Source organism: Cupriavidus sp. 01L45 (assembly GCF_056399885.1).
In genome coordinates this window covers 34,925-48,134 of sequence record NZ_JBFTSG010000056.1, presented here as the reverse complement: position 1 = coordinate 48,134, position 13,210 = coordinate 34,925, and the positions used below count along the sequence as shown (strand labels likewise).

Sequence of the window (13,210 nt, the reverse complement as noted above, 5' to 3'; positions counted from 1 at the left end):
CCCATCCTCCCTCCGGTCCCAAGGGCCATCATCAACGCGCCATTTGGTAACGGCGTATTTCAGCCGCGCCACGGAATCCCGCTGCGCCCCCAATCCAAACCGCCCCATTCCCAAGGCAAGGAGAGACCATGTACGATCGCGCCGCCCTGCCGCGACAGATCCACCGCGCCATCACCGCCGGTGTCACGCAAGACACGCCCGCGCCACGCACCAAACCTGCTTGCCACGCCGGCGCCAAGCGGGCAACCGCCGATCTCCTGATGTCCGATATCGGTCCGCTGAAACTGTGCCGGCATTGTGGCGAGCACTGGCCCGCCGACGGCGAGTTCTTCGCGCGCGATGCGCGGCGCCAGGATGGCCTTGAACACGTCTGCAAGGCTTGCCGCAAAGAGCAGCGACTGGTTCGCTGACGGCCCCCGGCCTGAAGCGTGCCGCAAGCGCCACCATCGACGCTCGCATGTATGGAATGTGAAGGCTATCTCGCCCTGGCGACGTGCCTGCCGGTACTCCCCCGCGCAGGAACCGATCTCACAATCCCGGCTTATTTCAGGCAAACAACCTAGGGTTATCCCTCGTTTCCGCAGGATATTCCACCTGGCGTGGCGACAAACCTGGATGTTCGTTTTGTCCTGTTGATGGTTCGTTCCGTCTATTCCCTCCCGTGCCCGGCGCCGTTATTGTTGCGTTCAACAACAATCTGCTTACCGCACCAGGAGACACGCGATGCGTACACAAGTCGCCATCATCGGCGCCGGCCCCTCGGGCCTGCTGCTGGGGCAATTGCTCGCCAAGGCCGGCATCGATGCGGTCATCATCGAACAGCGCAGCCCCGACTACATCCTCGGCCGTATCCGCGCCGGCATCCTTGAAAGCGTGACCGCCGATGCGCTCGAACGCGCCGGCGTGGCGCAGCGCCTGCATCACGACGGCCTGGTTCACCACGGCATCGAACTGTCTTACGGCGGCGCGCGCCACCGCATCGACTTCCAGGCACTGATCGGCCGTTCCGTGACCGTCTACGGACAGACCGAGGTCACCCGCGACCTGATGGCCGCGCGCGAAGCCGGCAACGCCGTCACCATCTATGACGCCGAAGACGTGAGCGTGCACGATTTCGATACGGCCACGCCCATCGTGCGCTATCGCAAGGACGGCCAACCGCAGGAACTGCGCTGCGATTTCATTGCCGGCTGCGACGGCTTTCATGGCGTCACGCGGCGCAGCGTGCCGGCGCCGTCCAAGCGCATCTTCGAGCGGGTCTATCCCTTCGGCTGGCTCGGCGTGCTCACCGATACGCCGCCGGTAGCGGATGAACTGATCTATGCCAGCCACGAGCGCGGCTTCGCGCTATGCAGCATGCGCTCGCTCACGCGCAGCCGCTATTACGTCCAGGTGGCCGCTGACGAACGGGTCGAGGACTGGTCCGACCAACGTTTCTGGGACGAACTGCGCAGCCGGCTGGACGCGCCCGCCGCCGAAACGCTGGCGACCGGCGCGAGCATCGAGAAGAGCATCGCGCCGCTGCGCAGTTTCGTGTGCGAACCGATGCGCTTCGGCAACCTGTTCCTGGCTGGCGACGCCGCGCATATCGTGCCGCCCACCGGCGCCAAGGGCCTGAACCTGGCCGCCAGCGATGTGCTTTACCTGGCCGACGGCCTGATCGCACGCTACCTGCACGACGATGCCAGCGAGCTTGACGCTTACTCGCAGAAATGCCTGCGCCGGGTATGGAAGGCGGAGCGCTTCTCATGGTGGATGACATCGCTGCTGCACCGCTTCCCCGATGCCGACGACTTCGCGCTGCGCATCCAGCAAGCCGAACTGGACTACCTGACCGGCTCGCACGCCGCGCAGATGTCACTGGCCGAGAACTACGTCGGCCTGCCTTACTGAAGCCTCGCGCCAGGCCTTCAGCAATACCGAGAGTCCGCCGCCAACGAGCGGCCTAGCAGGAGACCCGCATCATGACGCCCCCGAACAGCGGCCAGCCGGCCGCCACCCACGACCCTGCGCGCCTGCCGGGCGCCAGCATCGACGTCCAGCAGTTCATCGACAACCAGCCGTTCTCGCGCTTCCAGTGGATCATCCTGATCCTGTGCTTCCTGATTGTCGCCGCCGACGGCTTCGATACCGCGGCGATCGGCTTCATCGCGCCGGTGCTGGCCAAGGAATGGGGCGTCAGCCGCGCCCATCTCGGGCCGGTGATGAGCGCCGCCCTCTTCGGCCTGGCCGCGGGCGCCCTGGTGGCCGGGCCGCTGGCCGACCGCCTTGGCCGCAAGAGCGTGCTGGTGGGCTCGGTGCTGTGCTTCGGCGGCTGGAGCGTGGTCTCGGCCTTCTCGACTTCGCTCGAAGCGCTCACGGCGCTACGCTTCCTGACCGGCCTCGGCCTCGGTGCGGCCATGCCCAACGCGGTCACGCTGATGTCGGAGTACGCGCCCACGCGACGCCGCTCACTGGCGGTCAACGCCATGTTCTGCGGCTTCACGCTGGGCTCATCGGCCGGGGGCTTTGCCGCGGCCTGGCTGATTCCCCACTACGGCTGGCATTCCGTGCTGCTGGTTGGCGGTATCGCGCCGCTGGCGCTGGCCGTGCTGCTGGTCTTCTGCCTGCCGGAATCGGTGCGGTTCATGGTGGCGCGCAAGGCGCCGGCCGCGCGCATCGCCGCCGCGCTGTCGAGAATCCGCCCCGGTGCGCTGCGCGGCGACGAACGCTTCCATGTCCAGGAGGCCGCACCCGCGGATGCCGCGCCCTCGGCAACGTCATCGCTGCGCGCCATCCTGATGCCACGGTTTCTCTCCGGCACCGTGCTGCTATGGACCACGTACTTCATGGGCTTGCTGATCTTCTACCTGTTGACGAGCTGGCTGCCGACGCTGTTCGCCGACGCCGGCTACCCGATCGAGAAGGCCGCGCTCATCACCGCGCTGTTCCCGCTGGGCGGTGGCATCGGTACCCTGACGGTAGGCTGGCTGATGGACCGCGGCCATCCCTGGCGCATTGTCGCCGGCACCTATGCGCTGACGGGCGCGCTGGTCTATGCGGTAGGCCACGGTGCCGGCGATCTCTTCCTGCTGGGCGTGCTGGTGTTCGCCGCGGGTACCTGCATGAACGGCGCGCAATCTTCCATGCCCACGCTGGCCGCCGGCTTCTATCCCACGCAATGCCGGGCCACCGGCGTGGCCTGGATGCTCGGCATCGGCCGCTTTGGCGGCATCGTCGGCGCGCTGCTGGGCGCGCAGATCCTGGGCCTGGGATGGAGCTTTGGGAAGATCTTCGGTCTGCTCTCGCTGCCGGCCTTCGTTGCTACCGCCGCGTTGCTGATCGCCTCGGCGCGGCCGGGGACAGCGGCGCGCCAGGCCTTTGGCCAGCACGACGCCGCGCATTGACGACACGCGCATCGCCGGCGAGATGCGGGCACGCGGCGTGCGCAAGCACTGATCGGGGCCGCATTTTCGCCGGACGCGACCTGATGGATATCTGAAGGCCGAGGCGGCATGGCCCGGTGCACCGCCCGGTCGTCCATGCCTGCAATCCACCGATTCCCCACATCACCGCATCGCGTCCATCCATCATCAGGATGAGCACAGCGGCGCGATTGGTTCGCTGTCCCACACAGCATGTGTGGCCGCAGGCAGGAAACAGCACCGCCCGCTTTGCCTGCGGCACTGCCGCGGCCTAACATGCAAGGAAAGCTAAGCCCGGTTACAGGGCCGATGTACCAGAGAGAAATCGTGGTAAGGCGGGGACACCTTGGCGAATTACCTGGAAGAGTACTGCGCACGGATCAGGCGCGGGTCGGCGACGGCTGTCATCGACAAACCGGTGCTGGTTGATCGCGACGGCATCTACACGATGTCCTACGTGCCATTCGAACACAGTCATGCGAACGCGCGGCTGGTGTTGGTGAGCACCACACCGGGACACACGCACGTCACGCTGGCAGCCGAACTGACCGAGAGCCTGATGCAACGGCATGCGCCCGGACGCACCATCCAGCGCGAGAACAAGCGCCAGGTGGAGCTGGGGGGGCGGCTGGTGCGGCCCAACCTGATTCGCATGCTGGATCATTTCCGCATCGCGCAGCTGATCGGCCTGCCCGGCGCGGCGGCGCTCTGGGACAAAGGCTTCGAGCAGTTGCAGCCGCTGGCATTGCTGCCGTATGCCACCACCCGGCGCGGCCTCGCCTTCGATGGCGACCTGGAGGAACTGATGGCCGTGCCGATGCTGCGCACGGTGTTCGAGGCAATCTTCCTCGGCGCGCTTGCGCATACCCATGACGAGGCACTCTTCGTCGCGCTGGGGCGCACGGCGTGGGCCGCGCTGGGCCATGCGGCCGATCGCGGCCTGCTGCAGCGATGGCAGTTGCTGGGCATGATGCCCGTGCCCGCCCGCGCGGGCAGCATGGTGAAGTATTTTCTGCGGGAGGTCGCCGCCGGCGAACTTTCGCCGCGAGATCCCGTGCGCCACCGCACCGTCTGGCTCGACGCCGCGCATGCCGAACTGATGGCGGCAGTGCGCAGGCAAGGCCGGCGAGACTCGGAGTCGGGCCTGCCGGGCATGGCGGATACCTGCCTGGAGGCATGACGCCGCGGCGCCACTCCTCTCCCACCGCGGATTGATATGCCGAAGACAGCACCCCACCTCGGTGGGGTTCATCTGGCACTTTTGGCCGCCGATAGCCTTCAGTGAGGGAATTGCCTCCCTCACCATTCCCGATCGGCGGCCCCTTGTGGCCGCCTCTTTTTTTGCGCGCGCCCTCAAGCCCGCAGATGCCAGGCCCGCAGGTAGTGCAGCAGGTCCAGGCCATGCGTCCCGTGGAACCACACATGGCGCGACAGCGCCAGCGCGCCGATCCACGAGGCGGCCACCACCATCAGGTCGCAGCGGCCACTCTTCCACCAGTTCAGCGAGTGCCGTCCCAGAATCCACGGCACGCCAAGCGGATTCGGCCAGTCGGCCAGCAAGTGCATCAGGCCGCCGCAGGCAAAGCCAAACGCCGGCGCAGCCAGCCAGTGCAAGCCCAGCGAGCGATGCGCCACCGCCAGCAGGGCCAGCCAGGCGATGCCCCAATGCGTCCAGGTGCGATGAGTGATCCACAAGCGGCGGGATTTTGACCACCAGGCCACCTCCAGCCAGTCGGGCGCACCGCCGCCGGCCACGCCCGCCAGGAAGGCAAGCCCGGCGGCGAAATGGAAGGTGCCGCCGGCGCCTGCCCTGGTCACCACCGCGGCGGCGATCAGGCCGGCCGCCCATCCGGTGGCATGGTGTGCTTTGCTGGAAGCCATTGTCGTGCGCTCTGCGGTCGTCGTGAAATCGAGGGCCGCAATGGTGGCAGATCGGGCTGCAAAAGGACAGCGTTGACGGGCCGCATCGTCAAGGCCGTGGGCCAGCCTTGCGTGCAACCGCGACGCACACTAAGTTGGAAGCAGCCTGCGGCTACCCTGCCGCTGCCCCCTGGGAACGATCATGAGACGGTACATTGCCCGGCAAGCCCGCGTCATCCTGCCGGCGATCCCGCTGCTGGCGGCGGCCCTGTGGCTGGCGCCGGCAGTCCACGGCCAGCCGGCGGAAACCGGCCCCCTCACCATTGGCGGTTCGCTGGTGGTGGAAGGACCGCTCACCGTGCATGGCTCGCTTACCGTGGACGGCAGCATCCTTGCGCACGGCCCGCTGAGCGCGGCGTGGTTTGCCACCCTGCCGCCAACCTATGCGCCGCCGCCGGGGGCTGGCCGGCAAAAGGTCTTTCATGGCCCGCTCACCGTGCACGGGCCGCTGGTGGTGCAAGGCAACGTACAGGTCAACGGGCCCGTGAACATCGACGGGCCGCTAAGCGCGGGCGGCAGCATCGACGCAGATGGCCCCATGCGCGAGCGGCGGCGCGGCCGCTGAGGCACGCAGTAGGGCTCAGGCGGAGCGGGGCAACGCCGGCGGACGCGGGACCATCATGGCGAGCGCCGCGCCGCCGACGATCAGCGCCGCCGCGCACGCCAGGGTCCACGTCAGCATGGCAAATCCGAACCACACCAGCAGCAGCGTAGCCACCAGGGGCGTGCCGTAGGAAAGTACCCCCAGCAGTGCCAGGCGGCCATGTTTGGTGCCGTGGTCCCATGCCACGAAGGCGATGCCGGTGGGCCCCGCGCCAAGCAGCAGCACCGCCAGCCATTCGCCGGCATCCGGCATCACCGTGGTTTCCAGCGCGAAGTGGCACAAGGCACCGCACAAGGCCACCGCGCCGCACACGCTCACCATCGTGGTGCTAGGCACCTCGCCATGGCGCCGGTTGGCCACCGAGTATCCCGACCAGATCAACGCGCACGGCAGCGCCGCCAGGTAGCCCAGCACCACGGCGGCCTGCCCGCCCGCCGGCGACGACGAAGGCGACCCCTGGGGGGCGCCGCCGACGATCAGCAAGGTGCCCAGGAAGCCCAGCACCGCTGCGGCGATCTGCCGCCTGCCCAGGCTGCCGCCGGGGGCCAGCGCGGAGAACAGCACCATCAGCAGCGGCCAGAGATAGGCGAGCAGGCCAGCCTCGGCTGGCGGGATCACCGCGAAGGCGTAAAAGTACAGCGCGTGATAGAGAAAGATGGCGCCGAAGGCGAGCAGCCATGCCCGCCCCCGGCTGTCCGGTTGCCGGCCGGCTGGCGCGGCACGCGTTGGCAGCACCAGCCATGGCAGGCCCATCAGGAACGCCACGCCGAAGCTCAGTGCCAGCAACTCGAATGGCGGCAGGCGGCGGGCCTGGGCGGTCAGCAGCGGCAGCGTTGCCCACAGCAACAGGGCGAAGGCGCCAATCGCAGTCGGGCTGATCATGCGCCTGCCCGGGGAAGGGCTGGCAGGCTGGGAGCGGGTCGGCATGGCAGTGGCATATCCTGGTTCGGCGCGGGGACATGCCCCGCATGCCCTGCATCCTGGCAGTGGCTTTGCCGCCAGTCTTGGCAAAAACGGCTGTTCCGGCGCGGCGCGGCCTATCCCCCTTCCCATATTCGCCAAAGGGCGCTACAATCGCGCCCCTCGCGACACGAAATTCACATGACGTAGCGAGCAAGTCTAAGTCCCCTTCGTCTAGAGGCCTAGGACATCACCCTTTCACGGTGAGTACAGGGGTTCGAATCCCCTAGGGGACGCCAGTTCAGAGAGCACGCCATATAGGCGGTCTCTTACAAGAGCGTCGGAAATCGCTCTAAGCGATTTCCACAGCCACTGCGGAGTGGTAGTTCAGTTGGTTAGAATACCGGCCTGTCACGCCGGGGGTCGCGGGTTCGAGTCCCGTCCACTCCGCCAGCATTGCCTGAATACCGCGCGAAGATCGCGCTGCCAGGAAAAATATAGCCCGCCATCAAGGTGGGCTATTTTTTTGCCTTCAATCATCCCCACCGTTATCTCGGCAGCCTCCTGCCAACTTGCTGGCAAACGTGCGCCAGCTATGCGCCACCGCCGTCCGCGGCCCCTGAGCTATCGATCGCGCGCACGATGATCTCCAGGGTGTCATCCAGGTGATGGATGGTCTGCCGCTTGGCGGTTTCGGCATCGCGTTGCCTGTACTGGGACAGGATTTCCGCATGCTCGGCATTACTCTGCGCGATGTGCTCCGGGCTCATGTAGAGCGACAGCGAGATGTACGGCGCCGCCGAATCGCGCAGCGTCTTGACCAGGTGGGCCAGCCTGCTTTGTTCCTGGGAGGCCCACAGCGCCGCGTGAAACTCCAGGTTCAGCTCGGTCCACCGCGTGACGTCTTGTGTCTGCAGCATCTCTTCATGCAAGCCCTCGGCCCGGGCAATATCCCCGGCGGTGATGCCGCGCATTGCCTCTTCGACCATCATGGGCTCGAGCACCTTCCTGAGCCGGTAGATTTCCCGCACATCGTCGAGCGTCAGGCCGCGCACCACCGCGCCGCGATGCGCGTCGAAGAACACCAGCCCCTCGGAGATCAGCGTGCGCAAGGCTTCGCGCACGGGCGTCGTGCTCATCTCCAGCCGCTTGGCCAGGTCATCCTGGCGCAAGCGCTCGCCCGCCGTCATGCGGCCTTGCAGGATGTCGGCGCGCAAGGTCTGCACCGCATACTGATAGGCGGTAAGCCGGCGCGAAGGCGAGGCTTGCACTTTGGAGGCGGGAATCGGCGAAGTCTTCAAGGCGCTGGCTGCTGGTTGGTGAGCGAATGGCGTGGCAGTGTACCCCACTTCGCGAGCGCCTCCGGGATCTGCCCGCGCGGTGTCCCGGCGGCCAGCAGCGCGCCCAGCAGCAGCCGCGCCTTCAAGGGATGGAGCCACTTCGCAAGCATGGCGCCGCGCCGTGCCAGGTCGACTTCGGAACCGGCGAAGCCATAGGTTCGGGAGGCCGTGGCCCCGGCCCCCGTGCGGCTGGCGATCACCACGGGCACCACTTTGGCCAGGCGCTCGATGTGCCCGGCGAAGCCAGACGAGACGTGCCCCGCCCCGAACCCCGCGACCACGATCGCTTCGTAGCCGAGATCGAGCGCGGCGGCGGCCAGGTCGCCATCGTCACCCAGGAGCGCCGGCACCACCGCCACCTTTGGAAAGGCCCGCACAGCCGGACTCACCAGCGGCCTGCCAACCGGCGGATGGAAATACTCGGGCTGACCCTCCACCACCCGTCCCGCGGGCCCGCCATCGGGCGACGCGAAGGTCTGGACCGACAGGGAATCCGACTTGCAGACCCACCGCGCCCTGTGCACGGTGTCGTTCATGACCACCAGCACGCCGCGCCCGCGGCTCTGGTCGTCCATGGCCACCTGCACGGCGGCCAGCAGGTTGGCGGGGCCATCCGCCCCCGCGGACAGCGGCGTGCGCATCGCTCCGGTTATGACCAGGGGCTCGGGGTGGCGCCAATACAGATCCAGGAAAAACGCGGTCTCCTCGATCGTGTCCGTGCCCTGGGTCAGGACCACGCCTCGCGCCCCTCCGGCGATCTTGCCCTCGGCCCACGCCAGGCAGGCCAGCAACTGCTCGGTGCCCAGCGAAGCGCTTGGCAACTGGAACAGCGGCTCGGCGGAGAGATCGGCCAGTTCCCCCAGCCCCGGCACGGCCGCAACCAGTTGGGCGGCATCCAGCCTGGGGACCACACCGCCGGCGGCATCCGACGGCGTCATGCTGATGGTGCCCCCAAGGGAGGCGATGGCAACTGATGGGCGCGACATATGGTTTTCCCGTAGCGTTGAAGTATGCATTGTGCATTATATATACTATACAATTTGCAAAACAATTGCAGATCCCCTCACCCCGCTCAACCGTTACGGAGACGCCCGATGCACCAACACCCGCCGCCAAGCAGGTACCGCTTCACCATCTTCTTCCTGATCGTCGTGATTGCCCTGGTCAACTACATCGACCGCGGCGCCATTGCGTATTCCGCCGGGCAGATCATCGGCGAGTACGGCTTCGACCGCGCCGGCTGGGGCGCCGTGCTGGGCTACTTCGGCTATGGCTATATGTTTGGCGCGCTGATCGGCGGCGCGCTGGCGGACCGTCTCGGCGCGAAGCGGGTGTGGGTGATCGCGGGCGTGGCGTGGTCGCTGTTTGCCATCTGCATGGTCTGGGCCGGCGACATCGGCCTTGCGGTTTTCGGCGGCTCGGCGCTGAGCGGGTTCGCCATGGTGCGCATCCTCTTTGGCTTCTCCGAGGGACCCGCGTACTCCATCATCAACAAGACCATGTCGGCATGGGCATCGCCGGCGGAGCGCGGCTTCGCGGTGTCCATCGGCCTGTTGAGCACGCCGCTGGGCGCGCTGCTCACCGCCCCGGTAGCGGTCGGCCTGCTGCTGCTCACCGATAGCTGGCGCGCCATGTATGTGGTGCTTGGCGTCCTGGGCCTGGTCCTGATTGCCCTGTTCTCGCGCGTGTACACCAACCGGCCCGAGGATCATCCGAAGGTGAATGCGGCGGAACTCGCCCTGATCCAGGCGGGCCGCGGAGCCGCCCCCAAGGAGACCGCGAACGCCAGTGCCGCATTGCCGTGGTGGGCGTTCTTCAAAAGCCGGACGCTGGTATTCAACGCCATCGGCTACTTCTCCTTTATTTACGTCAACTTCATGCTGCTGACGTGGACACCGAAATACCTTCACGACGAGTTCAACTTCACGCTCTCCTCGCTCTGGTACATCGGGATGATTCCCTGGGTTGGCGCGTGCTTTACGGTACTGCTTGGCGGCCGCATCTCGGACTGGCTGCTCAAGCGCACGGGCAAACTGGTGATTGCCAGGAGCTGGTTTGCCGCCGGCTCGCTGTTGCTGACGACGCTGTGCTTCCTGATGGTGTCGCAGGCGCATAGCGTGTGGACCGTCATTGCGCTGATGACGCTGGGCAATGCACTGAACGCGCTGCCGAACTCTGTCTACTGGGCCGTGGTGATCGATACCGCGCCGTCGCGCGTCGGCACCTTCAGCGGCATCATGCATTTCATCGCCAACATCGCGGCGGTGCTGGCGCCCACGCTGGCCGGCATCCTGTCGGCACGCTACGGCTACTCGTCGATGTTCATCGCCACTTCGGTCGCGACCGCGCTGGGCGTGTTCGCCATGCTCCAGGTCCGCCCAGGGGTCGGTCCCCGCGTCGAAAGCGATGCGGGTGCCATGGCGGCGGCGGAATAAGCGCTGCCTTCAGCCCGCGGCGGCGCGCGGCAGGCGGACCGCGAAGCACGAGCCCTGCCCCTCCTTGCTGGTAACCACCACCTCGCCACCGTGCAGGTCGACCGCCAGCTTGACCAGGTACAGGCCAACGCCCGCGCCTGCCGTGCCGGCGACGTTGCCGCCGCGCACAAAGCGCTCGAAGATCTGGGCGCGGTCCTTGTCGGGAATGCCCATGCCGCGATCGGACACGGAGACGCTGATCGCCTCCGTGTCCGCGGATAGCCGCACGGCAACCGGGACGCCCGCCGGCGAGTACTTGATCGCGTTGCCTACCAGGTTGCTGATTGCCTGGAACAGCAGCTTGGCGTCGCCGTGGAAAATCTCGCCAACGCCGGGTTCGATGGTTTCCTCGATCACGGCCGCGGGAGAGCTCTCCCGGTGCATCTCGCACACCTCATGCACCAGCAGCGCCAACGAAAAATCAACGCCCTGCAGCGTGGCAAGGCGCCCGCCATCGAGCAACTGCGAGGAGTCGAGCAAGTGGTCGATGAGATTGGTCATGCGTCGCACGGCCACGCGGATGCGCCCGCAGCGCTCGGCGAGAACGTCGGCGGAGGGCGCATCCTTCATGCGCATGAGCCGCTGCGCGTGGCCATCGATCACGTTTAGCGGCGTGCGGAACTCATGCGAGGCCATGGAGACGAAATTGCGCTGCAGCACCGCCAGGCGCCGCTCGTTCTCCAGCGTGTCCCGCAGCATCGTGGTCTGAGCGGCCAGCGCCGCCTTGCTGCGCTCCAGCTCGATCGTATTGTCCCGGAAGCGCACCACCGCGCGGGCAATCTCGCCAATCTCGTCCTTGCGCCCGGCACCCGGGATATCGACGTGCGGATCGTTGTCGGTGATGCGGTGCATGCGCTCGACAAGCGCCGCGATGGGATTGGATACCGCCCGCACCAGATAGGCCACGGCCGCGATCACCAGGAAGCCCGACACCAGGATGGCGCCGGCGATCAGCCGGCGGGCCTCGTGGTAGGCATCGGCTTCACGCGCGGTGGCCTGCGCGGCGCCGACGACATTGCGCTCCGTCAGCACGCCCAGCGTGCCGTTGGCCTGCTCGAAAGCGTGGCGCGACTCGCCGCGGTAGAGCGCCACGGCTTGCGTCGTGTCCTTCTGGTGGGCCAGCGACACCACGCGGTCGACCAGTTGACGGTAAGCGGACCACTGCGCCATGAACTGCTGGTAGAGCTCCAGCTCCGCCGGCTCATGCTCGATCTTGCCGTAGCGGGCCTCGACCTCCTTGATCACATCGTCCAGCTTGCCGATCTGCCCTTCGGCCGCGCGCAGGTCAGCGCGCGAAGTCGCGATCAGCGCATCGCCTTCGAAGGCGCGGTAGTCGGAAATATAATTATTAAGGTCGCCCAGGATGCGGTTGCTCTGCAGCCAGCGGCCGCTGATCTGCGCGGACACGCTATGAAAGTTGCTCAGCCGGTTGATGCCGAACAGCCCCACGCCCACCACCAGGAGCAGGAACAACACGAAGACGAGCGACAGCCGCACGCGGATCGGCCTGAGCATCGGCACCGAATCAGGCAGCCCGACCAGGCGCCGCCCCAAACCGCGGCGCACCCGCCGGCTGGCGGGCGCCGGGCGAATTGAGTGATTCATAAGACTTTTATCCTGAATTTCGCTACGCTGTGCGCGGGGCGTGCCGTGCGTCCCGACGGCCTGCCGGAAGTCCCTCCCCGCCGGCGCTACCAAGGACCACCATGAACGATGCCCGCCGGAAGATCCTCTGCATCGAGGACGATGCCGAAACGGCCGCCCTGATTGCCGAAGAACTGATCGAACGGGGCTTTGCCGTCAGCACCGCGCACGACGGCCAACAAGGCCTTGCCGCCATCCTGCGGGACACGCCGGATCTCGTCCTTTGCGACGTGAGTATGCCAGTGATGACGGGCTTCGAACTGCTCGAAAAGATCACTTCGCTGGCGCCGCGCTTCGCCGACATGCCCTTTGTGTTCCTCACGGCGCTGGCCCAGCGCGAAGCCGAACTCAAGGGCCGCAGGCTCGGGGCCGACGACTATGTGACCAAGCCGGTCGATTTCGACATCCTGACGAGCATCGTCGAAGCCCGCCTTGCCCGGGTGGCGCGCACGCGGCCGGGCTTGCCGGCCGTGCAGCTCAGCGAGCGGGAAGTGGAGGCACTGGTGTGGTCCGCACGCGGCAAGACCTCGGGAGAGATCGCCACCATCCTGGGCCTGTCCAAACGCACGGTGGACTTCCATATCGACAATGCGCGCCAGAAACTGGGCGTCGCCACCCGCATCGAAGCTGTCGTCAAAGCCGCGTCCGCCGGCATCATCAAGCCATAGCGCGCCCGCGCCGGCTGCACTCCGGCCAGCCGGGCAGCCCCGGCCCGGCCGCTGCCCGAGCCACTTCCGCCATCGTTCCACGCTGAATGCCGGCGCGCCGCAGGAGTCCGCATCCGGAACCATCGACGAGGATCGTGCCACCGTTTGCGCAATCGGAACTGGCAAGAACCCGATCGCGAGACGGGCACACCAGAAGCAATACCGGATGAATCCGCAACAGATTCCGAAATTTCCCAAACGAAGCTGGGTACGGGCT

12 protein-coding genes and 2 tRNA genes are annotated in these 13,210 nt (G+C 66.8%); 9 read left to right on the top strand and 5 right to left on the bottom strand.

The window, feature by feature from the left end:
* The first annotated feature begins 128 nt into the window (after window positions 1-128).
* From AC1DT6_RS31020 to AC1DT6_RS31005, 4 genes are all read left to right on the top strand, one after another.
* Complete coding sequence (locus tag AC1DT6_RS31020; RefSeq protein ID WP_441631690.1) at window positions 129-410, top strand: hypothetical protein; 282 nt, start codon at window positions 129-131, stop codon at window positions 408-410.
* 313 nt (window positions 411-723) lie between these two features.
* A complete protein-coding gene (pobA, locus tag AC1DT6_RS31015) occupies window positions 724-1,893 on the top strand; it encodes a 4-hydroxybenzoate 3-monooxygenase (protein ID WP_441631692.1) in 1,170 nt (389 codons plus the stop codon).
* Window positions 1,894-1,964: 71 nt separating this feature from the next.
* Window positions 1,965-3,386 carry an MFS transporter gene (locus AC1DT6_RS31010; protein ID WP_441631694.1) on the top strand — a complete coding sequence of 474 codons (1,422 nt, stop codon included), beginning with the start codon at window positions 1,965-1,967 and terminating at the stop codon, window positions 3,384-3,386.
* Window positions 3,387-3,750: 364 nt separating this feature from the next.
* A complete protein-coding gene (locus AC1DT6_RS31005) occupies window positions 3,751-4,584 on the top strand; it encodes a hypothetical protein (RefSeq protein ID WP_441631696.1) in 834 nt (277 codons plus the stop codon).
* Between the two features lie 173 nt (window positions 4,585-4,757).
* On the opposite strand, the gene AC1DT6_RS31000 is transcribed toward AC1DT6_RS31005, so the two are convergent.
* The gene (locus tag AC1DT6_RS31000; protein WP_441631698.1) at window positions 4,758-5,285 is read right to left on the bottom strand and encodes a metal-dependent hydrolase; all 528 of its coding nucleotides are present in this window, start codon (window positions 5,283-5,285) and stop codon (window positions 4,758-4,760) included.
* Window positions 5,286-5,466: 181 nt separating this feature from the next.
* Between AC1DT6_RS31000 and AC1DT6_RS30995 the strand changes: the two genes are divergently transcribed.
* Window positions 5,467-5,889 carry a hypothetical protein gene (locus AC1DT6_RS30995; RefSeq protein ID WP_441631700.1) on the top strand — a complete coding sequence of 141 codons (423 nt, stop codon included), beginning with the start codon at window positions 5,467-5,469 and terminating at the stop codon, window positions 5,887-5,889.
* Between the two features lie 15 nt (window positions 5,890-5,904).
* Here AC1DT6_RS30995 and AC1DT6_RS30990 read toward each other — a convergent pair whose 3' ends face one another.
* Window positions 5,905-6,855: a DMT family transporter gene (locus tag AC1DT6_RS30990; RefSeq protein WP_441631702.1), complete on the bottom strand. Its 951-nt coding sequence runs from the start codon at window positions 6,853-6,855 to the stop codon at window positions 5,905-5,907.
* A 196-nt stretch (window positions 6,856-7,051) separates the two neighbouring features.
* Here AC1DT6_RS30990 and AC1DT6_RS30985 point away from each other — a divergent pair.
* Both AC1DT6_RS30985 and AC1DT6_RS30980 read left to right on the top strand, forming a co-directional pair.
* A tRNA-Glu gene (locus tag AC1DT6_RS30985) sits at window positions 7,052-7,127 on the top strand.
* Between the two features lie 77 nt (window positions 7,128-7,204).
* Window positions 7,205-7,281 (top strand) — tRNA-Asp (locus AC1DT6_RS30980).
* Between the two features lie 140 nt (window positions 7,282-7,421).
* Here AC1DT6_RS30980 and AC1DT6_RS30975 read toward each other — a convergent pair.
* Both AC1DT6_RS30975 and AC1DT6_RS30970 read right to left on the bottom strand, forming a co-directional pair.
* Complete coding sequence (locus AC1DT6_RS30975) at window positions 7,422-8,129, bottom strand: GntR family transcriptional regulator (RefSeq protein ID WP_441631704.1); 708 nt, start codon at window positions 8,127-8,129, stop codon at window positions 7,422-7,424.
* Window positions 8,126-9,154: an asparaginase gene (locus AC1DT6_RS30970; RefSeq protein WP_441631706.1), complete on the bottom strand. Its 1,029-nt coding sequence runs from the start codon at window positions 9,152-9,154 to the stop codon at window positions 8,126-8,128. The genes AC1DT6_RS30975 and AC1DT6_RS30970 overlap by 4 nt, the downstream gene beginning before the upstream one ends.
* A gap of 108 nt (window positions 9,155-9,262) precedes the next feature.
* On the opposite strand from AC1DT6_RS30970, the gene AC1DT6_RS30965 reads away from it, so the two are divergent.
* Window positions 9,263-10,603 (top strand): MFS transporter, encoded by a 1,341-nt coding sequence (locus tag AC1DT6_RS30965; RefSeq protein WP_441631708.1) that lies wholly within the window; start codon window positions 9,263-9,265, stop codon window positions 10,601-10,603.
* Window positions 10,604-10,612: 9 nt separating this feature from the next.
* On the opposite strand, the gene AC1DT6_RS30960 is transcribed toward AC1DT6_RS30965, so the two are convergent.
* Entirely contained in the window at window positions 10,613-12,247 is a 1,635-nt protein-coding gene (locus AC1DT6_RS30960) for a sensor histidine kinase (protein WP_441631710.1), read from the bottom strand.
* A gap of 101 nt (window positions 12,248-12,348) precedes the next feature.
* On the opposite strand from AC1DT6_RS30960, the gene AC1DT6_RS30955 reads away from it, so the two are divergent.
* A complete protein-coding gene (locus tag AC1DT6_RS30955; RefSeq protein ID WP_441631712.1) occupies window positions 12,349-12,954 on the top strand; it encodes a response regulator transcription factor in 606 nt (201 codons plus the stop codon).
* The last annotated feature ends 256 nt before the right edge of the window (window positions 12,955-13,210 follow it).

Bases quoted from the DNA above. Each gene is read 5' to 3' on its own strand.
- AC1DT6_RS31020 (WP_441631690.1), top strand. From the start codon at position 129: ATGTACGATCGCGCCGCCCTGCCGCGACAGATCCACCGCGCCATCACC.
- pobA (WP_441631692.1), top strand. From the start codon at position 724: ATGCGTACACAAGTCGCCATCATCGGCGCCGGCCCCTCGGGCCTGCTG.
- AC1DT6_RS31010 (WP_441631694.1), top strand. From the start codon at position 1,965: ATGACGCCCCCGAACAGCGGCCAGCCGGCCGCCACCCACGACCCTGCG.
- AC1DT6_RS31000 (WP_441631698.1), bottom strand. From the start codon at position 5,285: ATGGCTTCCAGCAAAGCACACCATGCCACCGGATGGGCGGCCGGCCTG.
- AC1DT6_RS30995 (WP_441631700.1), top strand. From the start codon at position 5,467: ATGAGACGGTACATTGCCCGGCAAGCCCGCGTCATCCTGCCGGCGATC.
- AC1DT6_RS30990 (WP_441631702.1), bottom strand. From the start codon at position 6,855: ATGCCGACCCGCTCCCAGCCTGCCAGCCCTTCCCCGGGCAGGCGCATG.
- AC1DT6_RS30970 (WP_441631706.1), bottom strand. From the start codon at position 9,154: ATGTCGCGCCCATCAGTTGCCATCGCCTCCCTTGGGGGCACCATCAGC.
- AC1DT6_RS30965 (WP_441631708.1), top strand. From the start codon at position 9,263: ATGCACCAACACCCGCCGCCAAGCAGGTACCGCTTCACCATCTTCTTC.
- AC1DT6_RS30960 (WP_441631710.1), bottom strand. From the start codon at position 12,247: ATGAATCACTCAATTCGCCCGGCGCCCGCCAGCCGGCGGGTGCGCCGC.
- AC1DT6_RS30955 (WP_441631712.1), top strand. From the start codon at position 12,349: ATGAACGATGCCCGCCGGAAGATCCTCTGCATCGAGGACGATGCCGAA.